Origin of the sequence: Martinezella rhizogenes (assembly GCF_027460065.1) — a bacterium.
GTDB classification, from domain to species: Bacteria; Pseudomonadota; Alphaproteobacteria; order Rhizobiales; family Rhizobiaceae; genus Agrobacterium; species Agrobacterium rhizogenes_C.
Window position 1 is genome coordinate 197,815 of sequence record NZ_JAPYZZ010000002.1, and the last position, 16,079, is coordinate 213,893.

General features: G+C 60.5%; 15 protein-coding genes. 2 read left to right on the forward strand and 13 right to left on the reverse strand.

What is annotated here, in order from left to right:
- Positions 1-25: 25 nt before the first annotated feature.
- The 6 genes from O8B93_RS05695 to O8B93_RS05720 all read right to left on the reverse strand — a co-directional run bounded on the left by O8B93_RS05695 (position 26) and on the right by O8B93_RS05720 (position 6,930).
- Positions 26-1,636: an FGGY-family carbohydrate kinase gene (locus O8B93_RS05695; protein WP_269708859.1), complete on the reverse strand. Its 1,611-nt coding sequence runs from the start codon at positions 1,634-1,636 to the stop codon at positions 26-28.
- Between the two features lie 88 nt (positions 1,637-1,724).
- On the reverse strand, positions 1,725-2,456 hold the full coding sequence (locus O8B93_RS05700) for an SDR family oxidoreductase (RefSeq protein WP_269708860.1): 732 nt from the start codon (positions 2,454-2,456) through the stop codon (positions 1,725-1,727).
- A gap of 39 nt (positions 2,457-2,495) precedes the next feature.
- Positions 2,496-3,473, reverse strand: coding sequence for an ABC transporter permease (locus tag O8B93_RS05705; protein ID WP_269708861.1), 978 nt, complete (start codon positions 3,471-3,473; stop codon positions 2,496-2,498).
- Positions 3,463-4,965 (reverse strand): sugar ABC transporter ATP-binding protein, encoded by a 1,503-nt coding sequence (locus O8B93_RS05710; RefSeq protein ID WP_269708862.1) that lies wholly within the window; start codon positions 4,963-4,965, stop codon positions 3,463-3,465. Before O8B93_RS05710 ends, O8B93_RS05705 begins: the two co-directional genes overlap by 11 nt.
- Before the next feature lie 71 nt (positions 4,966-5,036).
- Complete coding sequence (locus tag O8B93_RS05715; protein WP_080820364.1) at positions 5,037-5,948, reverse strand: ABC transporter substrate-binding protein; 912 nt, start codon at positions 5,946-5,948, stop codon at positions 5,037-5,039.
- A 97-nt stretch (positions 5,949-6,045) separates the two neighbouring features.
- Positions 6,046-6,930, reverse strand: coding sequence for a helix-turn-helix domain-containing protein (locus O8B93_RS05720; protein ID WP_269709030.1), 885 nt, complete (start codon positions 6,928-6,930; stop codon positions 6,046-6,048).
- A gap of 89 nt (positions 6,931-7,019) precedes the next feature.
- On the opposite strand from O8B93_RS05720, the gene O8B93_RS05725 reads away from it, so the two are divergent.
- Positions 7,020-7,331, forward strand: coding sequence for a hypothetical protein (locus O8B93_RS05725; protein ID WP_269708863.1), 312 nt, complete (start codon positions 7,020-7,022; stop codon positions 7,329-7,331).
- Here the strand turns inward: O8B93_RS05725 and O8B93_RS05730 are convergent.
- From O8B93_RS05730 to O8B93_RS05755, 6 genes are all read right to left on the reverse strand, one after another.
- Positions 7,303-8,355 (reverse strand): NAD(P)-dependent alcohol dehydrogenase, encoded by a 1,053-nt coding sequence (locus tag O8B93_RS05730; RefSeq protein WP_269708864.1) that lies wholly within the window; start codon positions 8,353-8,355, stop codon positions 7,303-7,305. The genes O8B93_RS05725 and O8B93_RS05730 overlap by 29 nt on opposite strands.
- A 348-nt stretch (positions 8,356-8,703) precedes the next feature.
- Positions 8,704-9,996: an ABC transporter permease gene (locus O8B93_RS05735; RefSeq protein ID WP_269708865.1), complete on the reverse strand. Its 1,293-nt coding sequence runs from the start codon at positions 9,994-9,996 to the stop codon at positions 8,704-8,706.
- Positions 9,993-10,682 (reverse strand): ABC transporter ATP-binding protein, encoded by a 690-nt coding sequence (locus O8B93_RS05740; protein WP_269708866.1) that lies wholly within the window; start codon positions 10,680-10,682, stop codon positions 9,993-9,995. Before O8B93_RS05740 ends, O8B93_RS05735 begins: the two co-directional genes overlap by 4 nt.
- Positions 10,683-10,686: 4 nt before the next feature.
- Entirely contained in the window at positions 10,687-11,151 is a 465-nt protein-coding gene (locus O8B93_RS05745) for a hypothetical protein (RefSeq protein ID WP_269708867.1), read from the reverse strand.
- Positions 11,152-11,266: 115 nt separating this feature from the next.
- Positions 11,267-13,021 carry an alkaline phosphatase gene (locus tag O8B93_RS05750; RefSeq protein ID WP_269708868.1) on the reverse strand — a complete coding sequence of 585 codons (1,755 nt, stop codon included), beginning with the start codon at positions 13,019-13,021 and terminating at the stop codon, positions 11,267-11,269.
- 122 nt (positions 13,022-13,143) lie between these two features.
- The gene (locus tag O8B93_RS05755) at positions 13,144-13,737 is read right to left on the reverse strand and encodes a TetR/AcrR family transcriptional regulator (protein WP_269708869.1); all 594 of its coding nucleotides are present in this window, start codon (positions 13,735-13,737) and stop codon (positions 13,144-13,146) included.
- 123 nt (positions 13,738-13,860) lie between these two features.
- Between O8B93_RS05755 and O8B93_RS05760 the strand changes: the two genes are divergently transcribed.
- Positions 13,861-15,090, forward strand: a complete 1,230-nt coding sequence (locus O8B93_RS05760; protein WP_269708870.1) for an MFS transporter — start codon at positions 13,861-13,863, stop codon at positions 15,088-15,090.
- 73 nt (positions 15,091-15,163) lie between these two features.
- Here the strand turns inward: O8B93_RS05760 and purU are convergent, their stop codons facing one another.
- Positions 15,164-16,048 (reverse strand): formyltetrahydrofolate deformylase, encoded by an 885-nt coding sequence (gene purU / locus O8B93_RS05765; protein WP_269708871.1) that lies wholly within the window; start codon positions 16,046-16,048, stop codon positions 15,164-15,166.
- Positions 16,049-16,079: the final 31 nt, after the last annotated feature.

Sequence of the window (16,079 nt, forward strand, 5' to 3'; positions counted from 1 at the left end):
GGATGATCTAAACTTGTAACGCGGCTCAGGAATGGCTGGCGGATCGAATGGCGCGCGCCGCATTTTGCAGGGCCAGAAATGCGTCGTACCGCGACTGATGAACCTTTTGAAAAGCAGGATCAGGCGAAGCACAGCTGGCGATCCGCGACATGGCGGGCATCGCCGCCATCAGGTCCGGATAGGTTCCGGCGGCAACCGCGCCAAGCATCGCAGATCCGAGAAGCACCGGCTCTTCGCATTCGGTGAGTTCGACCGGGAGGCCAGTCGCATCGGCCAGCAACTGCCGGGCAAGCGGATGAGCGCCGGCCCCACCGCTGACACTGATGGTTTCCACCGGTGCGCCGTTGCGGGCCTGCGTTTCGATGATCTGGCGAAGCCCGTAACCGAGGCCGAGAAGCCCCGCGACGTAGAGCGCGACGAGCGAATCCACACCCGTCTCCATGCCATAACCGGCAATGACCGCGCGGGCATGGGGATCGGCAAAGGGAGCACGGTTACCGAGAAACTCCGGCACCACATGAAAATCCTCGGCGATCTCAGCTGCGGCGGAAGCGGCTGCGGCAAGTCTGAGCGCGCGGTCGGCAAGCCAAACCGGCAAGGCTTTGCCTTCCTTCCCGGCAAGCGCCTTCGCCTCGGCAAAGGCCGGGTGCAATTGCACGAGGTAGTCGATCGCCGCGCCGGCGGCGGACTGTCCGCCTTCATTGAGCCATGCACCTGGAACCATGGCGGAATAATAGGGACCCCAGACACCCGGCACGAAGGCGGGTTCGGTGGTGGTGGTCATGGTGCAGGACGATGTGCCGAAGACATAACCGAGGCATCGCGAGGCATCGCCACCGGCAGCAACCGTGCCGACACCGCCGGCATGGGCATCGATCAGGCCTGCGGCAACGGCGGTGCCCGCAACCAGCCCCATGGCTTTTGCCGCGTCTTCCGTCAGGCCTGCACCCAGCGCCGTGCCGGGATCGACGACGTTTTCACCGATGCGGCGAAAGCCCTGCTCGGCCAGATCAGCAAGCCCGATCTTGGTGAAATATTCCGCATCCCAGCGGTTTTCATGGGCGAGATAGGTCCATTTGCAGGTGACCGTGCATGCGGAGCGATCAAGCGCGCCGGAAGCCTTCCAGGTCAGAAAATCCGTCAGGTCGAAGAAGTGTTCGGCACGGGCATAGATATCCGGCCGGTTTTCGCTGAGCCACAACAGCTTCGGCGTCTGCATTTCGGGAGAGATGCGGCCGCCAACATATTTCAGGACGGCATGCTCTCCAGCATTGATGCGCTCCGCCTGTTCGACGGCGCGGTGATCCATCCAGACGACGATATCGCGTTCGGGATGATCGGCAGCGCCGACCGGCAGGGTCTCATCATCAGGCCCGCGAACAACCAGCGAGCAGGTCGCGTCAAAACCGATGCCGGCAACTTCGGCCGGATTAATGCCGGCGCGGGAAACGCTTTCGCGCACGCTGTCGCAAACCGCCTGCCACACCTCACCGCTCGATTGTTCGGCAATGCCGCCATCCTCGCGGTGCATGCTGATCGGGCGCTTGGCGGTAGCCAGAAGCTTGCCCGCGACATCGAAGACACCGGCCCGCGCCGAGCCTGTCCCGACATCGACGCCAACAAGATAGGAAGCCATTTGCGATACTCCTCGGAGCGGATCATCCGGTGCTTGAACTGGTTGAAGCGGCGGGACCGTTTTAGATTTTCCCGCCGCTCCTGAAGTCTTAGACGCGGTCGAAGTTGGTCGGCAAGACCAGCATGTCGCGGATGGTGACGGTGCGCTTGCGCGTCAGCATGTAGATAACGGCATCGGCCACTTCGCTTGCATCGATGAGGCTGCCCGATTCCTTGGCCTTGCGGAGGTTTTCCTCCGGCCAGTCCGCCAGAAGTGCGGAGACGACCGGGCCGGGAGAGACCTGCGCCACGCGCACGCCGTGCGGGATCATCTGGCGGCGCATGCCCTGCACGAAGCTGGTGATCGCCCATTTCGAGCCCGAATAGACCGGCTCCCAATAGGTCGGGAAATGACCGGCGATCGAGCAGGTGACGATGATATCACCCGTCTTGCGCTCCGACATGTGCGGCACGACGGCCTGCACATTCTTCATCACGGCGTTGACGTTGAGGTTCAGCATCTTGTCGATGGCTTCAGGCGTCGTTTCGGTCAGCTCACCGCCGATATAGGTGCCGGCATTGCAATAGAGGATGTCGATATGATCGACCTTCCCGAGGATTTCCGGGATCATGGCATTGCAGCTGTCGGCATCGAGCAGGTTCGTCACCTGCGAAATGGCGCGGTCACCAAGCTTGGCGGCCAGATCATTCAAGGCTTTCTCGTTCCAGTCGACCATGACCACGGTTGCGCCCTGTTCCAAAAGCGCTTCCGTTGTGGCAAGCCCGATGCCGGATGCGGCACCGGTGATGACCGCGATCTTGCCTTGCAGCGATTCAGACATTTAATTCTCCTGCGTTTATGAAGATATTTCCGGGCCGGCTCAGCGCCATTCGCGCCCGATATAGATGGCCAGCAGAATGATGCCGCCCTTGATGACATCCTGCAGATAGGGGTTGATGCCCATCAGGTTGAGGCCGTTATTGAGAATGCCGAGCAGCACTGCGCCAATCAGCGTGCCGAGGATGAGACCCCTGCCCCCTGCAATCGCCGTGCCGCCGAGAACGACCGCTGCGATGGCATCCAGTTCGAAGCCGACGCCGGCATTGGGCTGGCCACTCATCAGGCGGCCGGTGAGAATGAGGGCGGCAAGTGCTGCGGTGACACCCGAAATGCCGTAGACGGCAAGTTTGACACGCTGGGTCTTTACACCCGAAAGGCGGGCGGCAAGTTCGTTGCCACCGAGTGCATAAACGTGGCGGCCAAAAGCCGTGCGCTGCAACAGCACCCAGGCAATGGCATAAATCACCACCATGATGATGACCGGTACGGGAACGACACCGACGCGACCGACGCCGAACCAGGAAATCCAGCTCGGAATGCCGCTGACCGGATAACCGCCGGAATAGATGAGGCCGAGGCCACGTGCCATGCCCATGGTGGCGAGCGTGACGATGATGGCCGGCATCTTGCCCCAGGCGACGAGCGCGCCGTTGAAGATGCCGATGCCGAGACCGATGAACAGGCCGGCCGGCAAGGCAACCGCGGGAGACAGGCCGGTATTCACCATAAGCCCGGCCGACAGTGTGCCGACAAGCGCCATGACCGCACCGACCGAAAGATCGATGCCGCCGGTGAGGATGACGAAGGTCATGCCGACAGCGAGAATGCCGACGACGGAAACCTGCCGCAGCACGTTCATAATATTGTTGACGCTGAAGAAATTGTCGCTCGCAAGCCCCATCAGGATCGATACGACAATCAGGCCCGCCAGAGGCAGGGCGAGCGGCGAACGCAGCAGGTTGCCGAGACTAAAACCGCCCGTTTTCGCGGCAACGCCGGTGTTTGCATCAAGCGACATGTTCAACTCTCCCGGTGGTGGCGTTTGTCATTATTGTTTCTGAATTGATATCTTCGCCCTCGACCGTGGCGACGATGCCGCCGGAGCGGAAGACGCAGACCCTGTCGGACATGCCGATCACTTCCGGCAGCTCCGAGGAGATCATGATGATCGAGTATCCCTTGGCAGCGAATTCGCGCATCAGCGAGTAGATTTCCGCCTTCGCGCCGACATCGATGCCGCGTGTCGGCTCGTCGAAGATCAGCACGCGCATGTCATGGTTCAGCCAGCGGGCGATGACGATCTTCTGCTGGTTGCCGCCCGATAGCGTGTCGACGCGGGCATAAGGCCCCTGCGCCTTCACCTGCACCTGCGCCATGGCCTTTGTCGTGTGCTCCAGTTCCTTCTTGAGATCGAGGAACCAGTGGGCCTTGCGGTATTTGCGGTAATTATTCAGCGAAATATTCTGCAGGATGGAGAAGCTGGTGATCAACCCCTCCTCCTTGCGGCTTTCCGGAAGCAAGCCAATGCCGCGCATCAGCGCTTCATCAGGCCCGGAAAAACGCGTGTCCACGCCGTCGACCTTGATCTTGCGGCGCGAGGCGGAATGCGCGCCCAGCATGGCGAGAACCGTTTCCGTGCGGCCCGAGCCGACAAGCCCGGCAAAGCCGAGAATTTCGCCCTTCCGCAGCGCAAAGCGTGAGACGGGGCCGCCCTTCTTCAATTGCAGTTCTTCGACTTCGATCACCTTTGCGGCAGAAGGATCGAGCTGCGGCTTGGGCGGGAAGCTGGCTTCGATGCGCCGGCCGACCATCATCTCCACCAGACGGTCGTTGTCGACCTCCGACGTCAGGCAGGAGCCGATCAACTCGCCATCGCGAAGAACGGTGATGCGGTCGCAAATCTCGAATATTTCTTCGAGGTGATGCGAAATGAAAATGATCGCCACGCCCTGACGGCGCAGCTCGCGCATGACATTGAACAGGTGTTCTGTCTCGGAGGGCGTCAGCGTCGCGGTCGGCTCGTCGAGCACGAGGATGCGGGCATCCAGCGACAATGCCTTGGCGATTTCGACGAACTGCTGCTGGGCAACCGACAGGCGGTGCACCGGCACGTCGAGCGGCACATCCACGGCCAGCCGGCCCATGATTTCGGCCGCGCGCTTGCGCATGGCGCCCTTGTTCAAAAGGCGAAATGGCCCGCGGATCTCGCGGGCAAGAAACATGTTTTCAACGGCATTGAGATAGGGGATCAGGCTGAATTCCTGAAACACGATGCCGACGCCCGCGGCAATCGCCTCGTCATAATTGGAGAAGCGGCGATCCTTGCCGTCAATGCGGATCGTCCCATCCGATGGCTGCAAAATGCCGCACAGGATCTTCATCAAAGTCGACTTGCCGGCACCGTTTTCGCCCAGAAGCGCATGCACCTCGCCGGCGCGCGCCTCAAGGTCGACGCCGCGCAGGACTTCGATCTTGCCAAAGCTTTTTCTTATTCCATTCAGTTCCAGCATGTCACCCTCCTCAATGGTCGGGATTTAACCCCGCCCCCATACTAGATAGGGACGGGGCCTGGGAGGAGTTCTTACCAGCTGAACTCGCCGGCGTTTTTGCTGTCGACGACCATAACGTCGATCGGGACTTCCTTCGGCACCACGCGTGCGCCCCACTTCTGGGCAAGCGCCATGGCAAGGCCGACACGGACCTGGTCACGCGGGAACTGCGCGGTGGTTTCGATGAAAGGACCACCCTCAGCAATCGCCTTCACTGCTTCCGGAGCGCCGTCTACCGAGGTCAGCTTGATGTCCTTACCGGAACCCTGAATAGCAGCGAGTGCACCCATCGCACCGCCGTCATTCACCGAGAAGATACCGGCGAGGTTCGGACGCGACTGGATCATGTTTTCAACGACGCCGAGAGCAACGGAGCGGTCCTGACGGCCGTTCTGCGTATCGACCAGCTTGATGTCGGCGAATTCTGCGAGAGCCGCCTTGCAGCCTTCAACGCGCTGAAGGATCGGCACGACCGGGATACCGTCGAGGATTGCGACTTCACCCTTGCCGCCGAGCGCGTCACCGAGATGTTTGCACGACTTGTAGCCCGCGTCACGGTTCTTCGAGCCGACGAAGGTGTCGACCGGGCCGTTTGCGTTGGCGTCAACAGCAACGACAATCACGCCGGCAGCCTTGGCAGCGTGCACGGCAGCTTCGATGCCGGCGCTGTCCGTCGGGTTCAGAAGCAGGATGTCGATCTTCTGCTGAAGCATGTCTTCAACGTCGGAAATCTGCTTTGCGACATCGTGACCGGCATCGGTCACGACAACGTCAGCACCGATGCTTGCGGCGGCTTCCTTCAGCGCTTCCTGCATCGACACGAAATAAGGGTTGTTGAGTTCCTGGAAGGTCATGCCGATCTTCAGCTTTTCCTGCGCCAGCGCCGGAGCAGCCATCATTGCGATTGCAGCTGTTGCCATCAGAAACTTGGATTTCATTTTCATCTCACTATTCCTCCCGTTTGGAAAGTTGGGGCAACAAGTGCCCGTTTCCGGACAGCCCTCTGCCCGAATTGGTAAAAATCGGCGATGTGTCGCTGGTTTAATCCGCCATGACCGCTGCCTTCTGGGCTGCGAAAATGGTCCGGAACCTCGACGGCGACATTCCCTTCAGTTTCAGGAAATGCCGGTTGAAATTCGAAAGGTTGGAAAAGCCCACATCGTAGCAGACCTCCGCCACCTTCACGTCCTGATCCGCCAAGAGCATCTGGCAGGCGAGATCGATGCGTAATTGATTGCGATAGCGCACCAGCGTCGTTCCCGTATGACGCTTGAAGGCGCGGGAAAAGGCGCTCGGGCTCTGGCCCACCATGTCGGCAAGATCGATTTCCTCGACCTGTTCCGTCAGATGCTGGCGCAGATGTGATAGGGCGCGGTTGATGCCGCTATCGCCAATGCCGGTCAGATCAAGCTCGTAGCTCAGGCTCGCCAGCACTTCTGAAGACGGCGCATTGACCAGCAGATCGAGAATTTCCCAGAAAAGCGCCAGACGCGTCAGCCCCTGCGCCTCGATCAGACGAAGCACCAGCGGGCGAACCCGGTCGCTCGTTTCCTCGTCGAACAGAATACCGCGGCGGCTGCGATCCAGCAGTGCCCGCACCACATCCATCTCGGCCATGGAGGTGCAGGCATCTTCGATAAAGCTCTCCGGAAACTGGATCACGAGAGAGCGTGTCGGCACGATCTCGTCCGGCTCGATCTCGCTGATCCAGTTCTGGGGGAGATTGGGACCGGTCATGATGAGCTGACCGGGGCTGAAGCGACCGACGAAATCACCGATATAAAACGTGCCTGAGGTGGCGACGACCAGATGGATTTCATATTCGGGATGGTAATGCCAGCGCACGGTGCGGAACGGATAGCCATGCCGCCAGGCAGCGAAGGATTCGCCCTTGCGGATGTGCACCAGTTCCAGATCGGGCTGCATCATGGTTCCTCCCATCAGTCGCGTCCGCCGCATTTGCGGAGAGAGCCATTTCCTCTTTATGGCTCGTCCCAGGCGTTGATGAGGAGCATATGGCGTGCGGCATCCCTGCATCCACATCACGCCGGAGAAATTGCCGATACTTTTTTGACTCTTTTTTGTCAGGAATTGGAGAGTCGCCCGACAGGGATGACTATAAAGGCGGCGATGGCGCCAATTTTTGCGCTCAATTTGCCGTGATGCGCCCAGACAATGCGCAACCGGAAGCGATTTCAGGTGAAATTTTGACGTACGGCCTGCCGGATGCCAGCAGGCCGCACTCATACTTTTCCGCAATGTATCTGCCGCTCAATCATCAGCAGCAGGCTTCGTCCGTTACTGCGGCATCACGATCTGCAGTTTAACATCCGTTTCCCGCGCTTCCACCGCACGGTCGAAGCCGGCGATGCTGTCTTCAAAGGGAATCGTCGCCGAAATCAATGGCTTGAGGTCGACCTTGCCGGAGGCGATGAGCGCTACGGCGCGGTCATAGACATTGGCGTAACGGAAAACCGTTTCCACCCGCAGCTCCTTTGCCTGCAGGCCGACAATATCGACCGGAACCGGATCGACCGGCATGCCAACGAGCACGATGGCGCCACCCGGCCGCGCCAGTTTCGCCACGCCGAGCACGGCGGGCGCAGCACCTGAGCATTCGAAGACGATATCGCAGCCCCAGCCATCCGTTGCGGCCGAAACCGCTTCGGCGAGGTTGCGCTCGCGTATGTTGACAGTCTCGATGCCGTCATAAGCGGCGATGATATCGAGCTTCGGCTGGGCGAGATCGGCAACGATGACCTTGGCGCAACCGCCGGCGAGTGCTGCCAGCGCCACCATCATGCCGATCGGACCGGCGCCTGTGACGACGGCGATATCGCCGGGCTGGATGCGCGCCCTGAGCGCCGCCTGCATGCCAATGGCGAAGGGTTCGACCATCGCGCCTTCGGCAAAGGACACATTGTCTGGCAGCTTGTAGGTGAAGGCCGCGGGGTGGATGACCTCAGGCGTCAGGCAACCATGGATCGGCGGCGTCGCCCAGAAGCGCACAGCGGGATCAACATTATAGATACCGAGCTTAGAGGCCCGCGATGTGGCATCGGGAATACCCGGCTCCATGCAGACACGGTCACCGGCCTTCAGATGGGTGACGTCGGAACCGGTTTCGATCACCGTACCGGAGGCTTCATGGCCGAGCACCATGGGCGCGTTGACGACGAAGTGGCCGATCTTGCCATGGGTGTAATAATGAACGTCCGAGCCGCAGATGCCGACCGTATGGGTGCGGATGCGCACATCCTTCGGTCCGAGTTCACCGTACCCGGCGCCTCCGGGAATGTCGAAATCCCTGAGCGAGAGCTTGCCTTTTTCTTCCAGCACCAGTGCCTTCATCTCATCCTCCGTGGTTTGCGATACGCCTGGCAGCGAATTCAGTAAGCGTGATGGCGTGCAACTTCGGCAAAAGTAAATAGAAATCCGCCGGATCGGCCGGTTTTTCTTCGCGACGGAAAAACTGTATCGAGACGCCTGCGATTTCTCATCACTGGCGGGATGCAATGGTCTTTCGGGAGCGGGACAGAGGGCATGATTCGCCTGCCGGTACGGTACGGCATTACATTCCCACACGGCTTGTCGGCCGCGCCTGCCAGCAATTCGCTGCATGGAATCGCGCGGTATCGGCAGCAATTGTGCACGTAGCGCGATCTACCTGTGGCGTTGAGACACGCCAGTATCGTTGTCTCACGCACGAAGTGCGGCAGCGGGAGACTGGCGATAGGCGAGCAGCGCCGGTATCGCCGCCAGCACAGCGGCAAAGCCCATGAGGAAGAACGCAAGACGCAGATCCTCTCCGGTGAAGCCAACAGGCAGGATCACACCGCTTTTTGCGGTGAAGAGCTGAGCACCAATATGGGCGGCTCCCAATCCCAGCAGAAAACCGATGCCGACGCCAAGGGCCACGAGAAAGAAGAGCTCCAGCCAGACGATGGCGAAGACAGAGGCACGGGGCGCTCCGAATGCCCGCAACGCGCCGATCTGCCGACGCCGTTGCCCGACATGAATGACTGTGACCAGCATCAGCGCCGCCGCCACAAGCCCTTGCGAACCGGCGGCAACCGCGCTCAACACCGTCTTGGCGTCGCCAAGAGTCGCATATAGGCCGGTCAGCACCTCGCCCGGAAATACGCCGAGCGTATTGCCGCTGCGATATTCCTGCCGCAGGCGATAGGCATCAGCGATGGTTCTCGGCTTGACGAGAATGGCCGGCAGGCCGGGCAGGTCGTCGCCAAAGCTTTCGACGATCGGCGCATCGGGATCGATACCGCCGTGATGTTCACCATCTTCACGGGCGTGATCGTGACCGTCCGCATGTTGATGTTCGCCGGCATGCGCATCCGCATCGCCCTCACCAAGGCCTTGCTCATGCTCCGTACCGAGACCATGAACGTGCCAGACGGCCTGGATTGGCACGAGAATGGCGCGATCCCAGGGCGTGCCGGTCGGCTGCAATCTGCCGACAACCGTATAGGCGATCTCAGTATGGGTGTGGCCGCCGGTCTCGGCGCTGCCATGCATCGGCTTGATCTCAGCGCCGACGGAGAGATTGACGGCGGCCCCAAGCACGGCCTCACCTTCCAGAGCAAACATTTTGCCCTCGGCAAAACCCGGCGTCGTATTGCTGACGAGGCTCGTCGTCGTGCCGACAATGGGGTAACCGGCAAAGGAATCGCCGAACCCCACCGGCGCGGCCCAGGCAACGCGTGGATCGGCAGCAAGCCTGGTGAGAACGGCGCCATCCACGAGCGGCAGGGGCGCTGCCTGCAAAAAGATGGATGAAAGAATCAACTGGGTTTCGCTGCCGGCCGCGCCGATGACGAGATCGAATTTATCGGCGGCGCGAGCACTGCCGAGACGCAGCGATCGTTCCTGCAGCGTGACCGCCACACCTAGCGCCGTGGCCAGCGCGACGAGCAGAACCACAACGGCCCCACCCAGCCACAGGCGACGCAAATCGGCGAGGATGAAACCGATCATGCCGCGATCTCCTTGCGCTCGCTATCCGCAACGATGCGGCCGCCGCTGAGGGTCAGACGGCGGTGTAGACGACCGATCAGATGCTGGTCGTGGCTGGCGACGATCAGCGTGCTGCCGGTGCAGGCGGCGACCGATAGAAGCAGGTCGCCGACGGCCTCGCCGCTTTCGAGATCGAGGCTTGCGGTCGGCTCGTCAGCGATGATGACGCCGGGGCTGCGCAGCAAGGCCCGTGCAATGGCGACACGTTGCATTTCACCGCGGGACATGGTTTCGACGTGCTGCCCGGGGCGTTTGAGGCCGACGGTCGCAAACAGGGATTCGGCACGTTTCGTGAGGTCCGCATCCGCCACACGCGACAGGCGGGCGGGCAGCAGGATATTATCCAGAGCGGACAGGCCGGGAAACAGATGAAATTCCTGCATGACGAGGCCGATATTGGCGGCCCGCCAGCGGTCGCGACGCCCCTCCGACAGGTCAGCGATATTCTGCTCGCCCCAGACGACGCTGCCGGCCTGCACGCGCTCAAGACCGGCGATAATGTTGATAAGGGTGCTCTTGCCCGAGCCGGAACCGCCCGTCAGCGCAACGCGGCTGCCGGCGGCGATGTGCAGATGGTCGAGAACGAGGACCGGCGTCGCAAGCCCCGGAAAGGAGACGGCAAGATGATCTATTTTCAGGGAAAGCATGATCTCAAACCGTCGCGTATTCCGCCTGGCGAATGCGCAACAAGCTGACGAAACCGGTCTCGGGATCGGTCCACGAGCCCGTTTCCAGCGTGCCGCGCACTTCTATCGTCTGGCCGGGCTGGGTAAAGGTCTGTTTCTCGCCGAGATAAACAACGACGATATTGTCCGGCCAGTCGGCATCCGTGGAGCAGAACGGGCAGATCGACATGGGTATTTCGGTCAGCACGAAAAATTGCGCTTCGGCCTTCAGCGGCGGTGCCATGAAACCGCGCATGGCGATTTCCTTGCCATTCAGCTGCTTGACCTTCTCGGAAAATTCTAGCCCGAGGACGCTGACCTTGCCGTAGAGTTCGCCAAAGGTGAGATCGCTTGTCGCCTGCGCGCGCGTACCGGCGGCCAGTAGCGGCAGACCGGCAATGAGACCCAATGTCTGGCGGCGGTTGAACCGCGCCTGATCAGGCTTGCCCATGACCATTCTCCTGTTCGAAAGGTCTTTCATCGCCAGCTGCTTTCGACGGGCAATACAAGACCGGAAGTGACGGCAAGGGCACGCCATGACGGCGCGCCCCTGCCCGGTTCATATCTTAGTTGGTCTGCTTCGCGCCGAGTGCGAAAGCTTCGGCAAGACCCTTGTAGACGTCGCTCTGTTCCATGTAGCCACGGAAGCCTTCTGCACCGGGGCCTTCGGCCTGCAGCACGACGTCGTCAACCGCGTGGACACCGCTGTCCGAGCTCTTCGGGATGATGCCGGTAACGAGCACGGCACCGGGAACATCCTTGTACTGCTCGTTGGCGACATATTCCTTCTTTTCGTTCTGAACGGCCGGCGTGAACGGTCCATCGAGCTTCGGACGGAAGGTTTCGTAATGGTCAGGACCGTTATTGGCGTTCAGGAACAGGCGACGGGAAACGTCGACCTTATCCGGATAACCGTCGCCGTCCTTGTCTTCGTAGTTCGGGAAACCGGCTTCGGCATAGGTGCCGACCTTTTCGCGCATTTCGGTGCCGGGTTTGTTGTCATCGACGGTGCCGATGATGGAAACGCCGTGCGTGTGGTCGCCAGTGACGATGATCAGCGTATCGGGGTTTTTCGCCGCAAATTCGCGGGCAATGCCGATGGTCTTGTCGAATTCAATCGTTTCGAAGATGGCGCGGTCCCAATCGAGCGGGTGCGACATCTTGTCGATGCTGGCTGCTTCAACCATCAGGAAGAAACCTTCCGGGTTCTTCGACAGGTTGTCGAGTGCCACCTTGGTCATGTCGACGAGACCAGGCTGGTCCGGGAATTTGGCGGTGGTGCCCTTCTTCAGGAACTCGCGATCGAGCACAGCGTCCATGTTACCAGTGTGGAACAGGCCGAGGATCTTGCCGGTATTGGTGCCGGCAGCCGTTGCGAGTTCCGCCTTGCTGGTCGCCAGCGAGTATCCGGCTTCCTTGAACAGGGCGATATAGTCCTTGTCATCCTTGCGCTTGGAGCCGGCCGTGGCCTGCGGCAGGAAATAAGCGGAACCGCCGCCAAGAAGAACATCCGGCTTCACGTCGAACAGCATGCCGTTGATTTCGGCCTTGTCGCCACGCTTGCGGGTGTGGGCAACGACGGCGGCCGGCGTCGCATCCTGCACTTCGGCGGTGGTGACGATGCCGATCGATTTCTTGGTCTGGCGGCGCAGCGCTTCGGCCAGCGTTTCCACCTTCGGATCGTCGAGCGAGGCCGGCGTGCGGTCGGCATAAACGCCGATGGCGTTCACGGCGGTCTTGTGACCGGTCATGTAGGCCGACATGGTGTTGGCGCTGTCGGTGGCGACGGCGTCGGTGGCGGAGGTGCCGATGAACGCGACCGGCGGCACGTCGTCCATGTTGAGACGGCCATTGGCCTTGCCCTCGGTCATGCCCTTGGACATGATGCGGGCGGCGGTGCGGTGGGCGACCGACAGACCATCGCCGAGCATGAAGATGACGTTCTTTGCCTTCGCCTGGGCAGGCGTGCCGTAAACGGTCCAGGTGACGTTCTTCGTTTCGGCACCGGCCGAAACTTCGACCTTGTAGTCACCGGCATTGGCGAGCGTGACGCCGCGCAGGATGACGGCCGAACCGAGCACCTTGTCCTTGTTCTTTTCCTCGGCGACGAATTCTGCGTCCTTGCCGAGAGCAGCCTTGTAATCCTGGCCATTGACGGTGACCTTGACGTCTTCCGGCTTCACGACGGAAGCGAACTCGACTTTGAAATCGAACGGCGAACCGGTCAGGATCGTAGCACGATCAAGCGGATAAACCTCGGCAGCCTGAACGGCGCCGGCAAGAACGGTCGTGGCGACCAAAGCAGCAACGATTTTGCGCATATTCCCCTCTCAAGACGTGTGAAAACCACGTCCTGTCCTAGACCCGCCAGATGACAGTTGCATGACTTGCAGACAGCCATATTGTGCGTTGCAGGAATTCGGGGATATCGCAGCGCCCCGGATCAGCCTTTCCTGATCCGCAGTCCCTCCAGAAAAGTCCGGAAACTCTTCACCGCACGTTTCGAGGTCGTTTCGGGATCGTCGGAGTTTGCGATCCATTGAGCGGCGCTGCTGCTTGCCGCATTGATAAAGCGGGCGCATGCCTCCGGATCGATGTCACCGATGGTGCCCTCCTCCTTCAGCGCGCTGAGGCTGCGCGCAACGGCCGAGAGACAGCCATTGGCATTTGGCCAGCGGGATGGATCGCCGAGCACCGCCGGCCCGTCGCGAAACATGATCCGCTGGATTTCCGGTTCGAGCGCCATGCGTACATAACCGACATTCTCTTCGACAAAACCCTCCCACCGGGTCTCGGCACTTGAGGAGATGTCACAGAGTCTCTTTGTCATCTCCGCGTCGATCTCGGCCACAACGGCCATCAGCAGGCCCTTTTTGTCGCCAAAATGATGATAGAGCGCGCCGCGCGTGAGACCTGCCCCGGCGGTGAAGTCGTCCATCGAGGCTTCGGCATAACCGATGCTGCCAAAGGCCTCACGGCCAGCAGCCAGAAGCTTCGCCCGCGTCTCGGCAATCATTTCACTGCGAGGTTTACGCACTCTTTTTCTCCAATCTTTACATACGAGGCGTATATTAGTTGACATACGCTCCGTATGCAATTATCTCATTCACATACGTCACGTATGTATGTGGCGGACACCCGTTGAACAAGGTGCATCCCGATGTCTAATCCATATAGAGAAATTTTCCGCGCTCCAGGTGCAAAAGGCTTTTCCGCCGCCGGTTTCTTCGCCCGTCTTCCCATCGCCATGGCCCCGATCGGTATCGTCGCCATGCTTTCGCAGACCCATGGGGAATATTGGCTGGCCGGCGCCGTTTCGGCCACCTTCGCCTTGACCAATGCCGCCGTGGCACCACAAATCTCCCGGCTGGTGGATCGCATGGGGCAGAGCCGCGTCCTCATCCCCGCCACCATCGTCTCGGTCATCGCCTTTGCCGCATTGATCATCGCGACAAATCAGAGATGGCCGGCCTGGACATTGTTCCTTTCCGCCTTCCTCGCGGCTGCCATGCCGAGCATTCCAGCCATGATGCGCGCCCGCTGGACGGAAATCTTCCGCGACCGGCCGGAACTCAATACGGCTTTCGCCTTTGAATCCGCCGCCGACGAACTTGTTTATATCGCCGGCGCTTCGCTTTCCGTCGGCCTTGCGGTTTCCCTCTTTCCGGAAGCCGGCATGATGATCAGCACCACCTTCCTGGCACTTGGTAGCTTCGCCTTCCTGCTGCAACGCTCGACCGAACCGAAAGTGCGGCCGATCGAAAGCGGACACAGCCAGCGTTCGGCCATATTCCTGCGTCCGGTTCAGATCATCACGCTCGCCCTGATCTGCGTCGGTTCAACCTTCGCCACGGCCGAAGTGAGCGCCGTCGCGATCACCAAGCAGCTTGGCCAGCCGGAAGCCGCCAGCCTCGTCATCGGCGTTTATGCCATCGGATCCTTCGTGGTTGGCCTCATTCTCGGCGCGATCAATCCGAAAATGCCGCTGCAGCGGCAACTGCTGATCGCCGTCAGCATACTCGCGCTCACCGCGCTGCCACTTCTCGTCGCCAATACCAGCGTCGCGCTGCTCGCCTTTGCAGTCTTCCTCAGCGGCGTGGCAATCTCGCCGATCTTCATCACCTCATTCGGCCTGATCGAGCGCCGCGTGCCGGAATCGATGCTGACGGAGGGTGTCACCTGGGTCATGACCGGCATTGGCATCGGCATGGCGTTCGGCGCCTTCATCTCCGGCTGGGTGATCGACAATTTCGGCCCCAACAACGGCTTCTGGGTATCGGTTGTCGCGAGCCTGACCACAGTCGCCATCATCGGCCTTGGTCAGCGCATCCTGTCGGGAGAAACACGGGATTCGGGCTCGGCACCTGCCGTACAGCAGCCTGCGGAATAAGAAGAGACAATTGAAGTCTGCCGGGCAAAGAGCCCCGCAAACAACCGGAACTGTATGGGCTGATGCTGCGCGATCAGCCCATTCGCTCGGACACATGTTCCCCGGGTGATGCGGGAAAGACGACCGTCCTGTTGCCGTTGAGGAAGACCCGCTGATGAATATGGGCGTGAATGGCACGGGCCAGAACCTGGCTTTCCACATCCCGTCCCAGGCTCACATAATCCATTGCGCTCTGGGCATGGGTCACGCGGATCGTATCCTGCTCGATGATTGGCCCTTCATCGAGATCGGCGGTGACATAATGCGCGGTCGCGCCGATCAGTCTCACCCCGCGTTCATAGGCCTGCTTGTATGGGTTGGCACCCTTGAAAGACGGCAGGAAGGAATGGTGGATATTGATGATGCGACCCGACATCTCCTGACACAGCCGGTCCGACAGAACCTGCATGTAGCGCGCAAGCACCACGAGTTCGGCGCCCGTATCCCGCACCACCTGCAGGATCGCCCCTTCCGCCTCGGGCTTGGTTTCCGGCGTGACGCGAATGTGATGGAAAGGAATATCCTCGTTCACCACCTGTTTCTGGTAGTCGAGGTGATTGGATATCACTGCGACGATCTCTACCGGCAACGCGCCGATGCGGGAGCGATAAAGCAGATCGTTCAGGCAATGACCAAACCGCGAGACCATGATCACGACCTTCTTTTTTTGCGAAAGATCGTGAATGTCATAGTCCATGTCGAAATCGGCCGCGACGGGACCGAACCCGTCAAGCAGCGCTTCCCGTCCCGATCCCTGCTCGGAAACGAAGCTCAGCCGCATGAAAAACCGACCGGTCTCCTGATCGGTGAATTGCGAACTGTCGTTGATGTTGCAGCCGGACCTGGCGAGATAACCTGAGACGGCGGCAACGATGCCGCTGCGGGCCGGGCATGAAACTTTCATGATATAGGTGTTCAAATCCTGCTCCCTGACTGATGCACGCACGGAC